We start from the raw sequence: 1,718 nt of genomic DNA on the forward strand, positions 1-1,718 counted from the left end.
CTCCCCACCCCCCCACCGCGCCCCCGCCGTGGCCCCCGCCCCCCCCCCCCTCCCCCCCGGGCCCTCCTTCCCCCCCCCCCGTTCTCTCCGCGCGGCGGGGCCCCCCCCCCCCCCCCACCACCCGGCCGCCACGCCCAGGCGCCGCACCCGCTCCGCGGAGCGGGAAGATCCACGGCCGTGCGCATGTTGTACGGGCATATTGACCAGCCACATCAGGCCGAGGAGAGGACAGGGCATGCCGCTTGAAGGCGAGTACGAACCCAGTACGACCCAGTGGGTACGCGACCAGGTCGAGTTGTACGAGAGTTCGGGCGGCACCGAGGGGACGACCCTCGCGGACACCGGCTACCCCGTCGTCCTGCTCACGACGCGAGGGGCGAAGAGCGGCAAGATCCGCAAGACGCCCCTGATGCGTGTGGAGCACGACGGAAAGTACGCCGTGGTGGCCTCACTGGGAGGCGCCCCCAAGCACCCGGTCTGGTACTTCAACATCAAGGCCGATGCCCACGTGACCCTCCAGGACGGTCCCCGCAAGTGGGACATGACGGCCAGGGAGGCCACCGGGGCCGAGAAGGCCGAGTGGTGGGACCGGGCCGTTGCCGCGTTCCCCCAGTACGCCGAGTACCAGAAGAAGACATCGAGGGAGATCCCGCTGTTCGTCCTTGAGACGGCCGACGGGAGCTGACCCACGAGCGGGGCGGCCGAGCAGGGCTCCGCCCCGCGCCGGCCGCTCCCCGGCCGCCGTCCGCTCACCGCGCACCGTGCGCCGCCCTCCGGGCACTCGCGCACGGGAGCCCGCAGGTGATGGGTTCTCCCCCGGGTGATCGGTTCTACAGTGATCCGGGGCAGCGGGGTTGCTGCGTACGGGGGGACGTTGATGCGATCCGGCGGAACGCGGAGGGCAGCCGCCGCGCTGCTCTCGGTAGTGGTTGTGCTGCTGCTCGGCGCTTGCGGCACGCAGGTGGCCGGTCGGCCGGGAGGGAGCGCGCCCTCGGGCTCGGCGAGCGGGCCGATCGTGTGGACCACGTCAGAACCCTCCGCGGTCACGGCGGCCCAAGTCGCTGACGATCGTCGCACGGTGACCCTCAGTGCGCAGGTGCCCAGCGGCCCGCGCCCCTGTGTGCGAGGTCTCCGGGCCGTCGACACCGACGGCGCCAACGGCTCCGTGCCCGGCACCGTGCACATACAGGTCACCTTCAGCTCACCTTCCGGGGACATGCGTTCGGGCTGCACCAGGGAGGTCGTGGCGACGACCCGTGTCACGCTTCCCGAGCCGTTGGGCGACCGCGAGCTGGTCGTCGACAACGACACACAGTTCACCGCGGCGGGTGCGGCACCGCCCGCACTGCGGCTGTGCGGGCAGCTGGGGTGCACACCGCCGGCCACCGGCTGCACCCCCGACTCCTACGACCAGGCGCTGATGGCTGTCGACGCGCCGGAACACACGTACCGTGATGCGACGGACTGCCGCACCCCCTGGCTGGTCGTCGCATTCTCCTGGCGCACCGGGCCGGCTTGCGGCGGCGACACGGGTGACTCTGCGTGCACGTCCCGGCTCGGCGATCGCTGGTTCTTCCGCGCCGGGACGTCCGGTTGGGTGCCGATCGCGAACGGCGCGGCCGGAGGATGCGAGGCCGTACACCGGGTGGCGCCCGCCTTCCCGAGCTCCATGTGCGGCTCGCTGAAGCCCCTGTCCGCCGCACCGCACCCCCACTACC

2 protein-coding genes are annotated in these 1,718 nt (G+C 72.6%); both read left to right on the forward strand.

Annotation, left to right across the window (positions count from 1 at the left end; all coding sequences use genetic code 11):
* The first annotated feature begins 235 nt into the window (after nucleotides 1-235).
* Complete coding sequence (locus tag LCE31_RS38750; RefSeq protein ID WP_225022914.1) at nucleotides 236-685, forward strand: nitroreductase family deazaflavin-dependent oxidoreductase; 450 nt, start codon at nucleotides 236-238, stop codon at nucleotides 683-685.
* A 393-nt stretch (nucleotides 686-1,078) separates the two neighbouring features.
* The coding region (locus LCE31_RS38755; RefSeq protein WP_308042422.1) for a hypothetical protein at nucleotides 1,079-1,718 on the forward strand (640 nt) is incomplete at its 3' end.

This window comes from Streptomyces sp. 8L (assembly GCF_020176795.1).
Classification (GTDB): Bacteria; Actinomycetota; Actinomycetes; order Streptomycetales; family Streptomycetaceae; genus Streptomyces.

Excerpts from the sequence above, each read along its gene's own strand:
- LCE31_RS38750 (WP_225022914.1), top strand. The coding sequence starts at position 236 with ATGCCGCTTGAAGGCGAGTACGAACCCAGTACGACCCAGTGGGTACGC.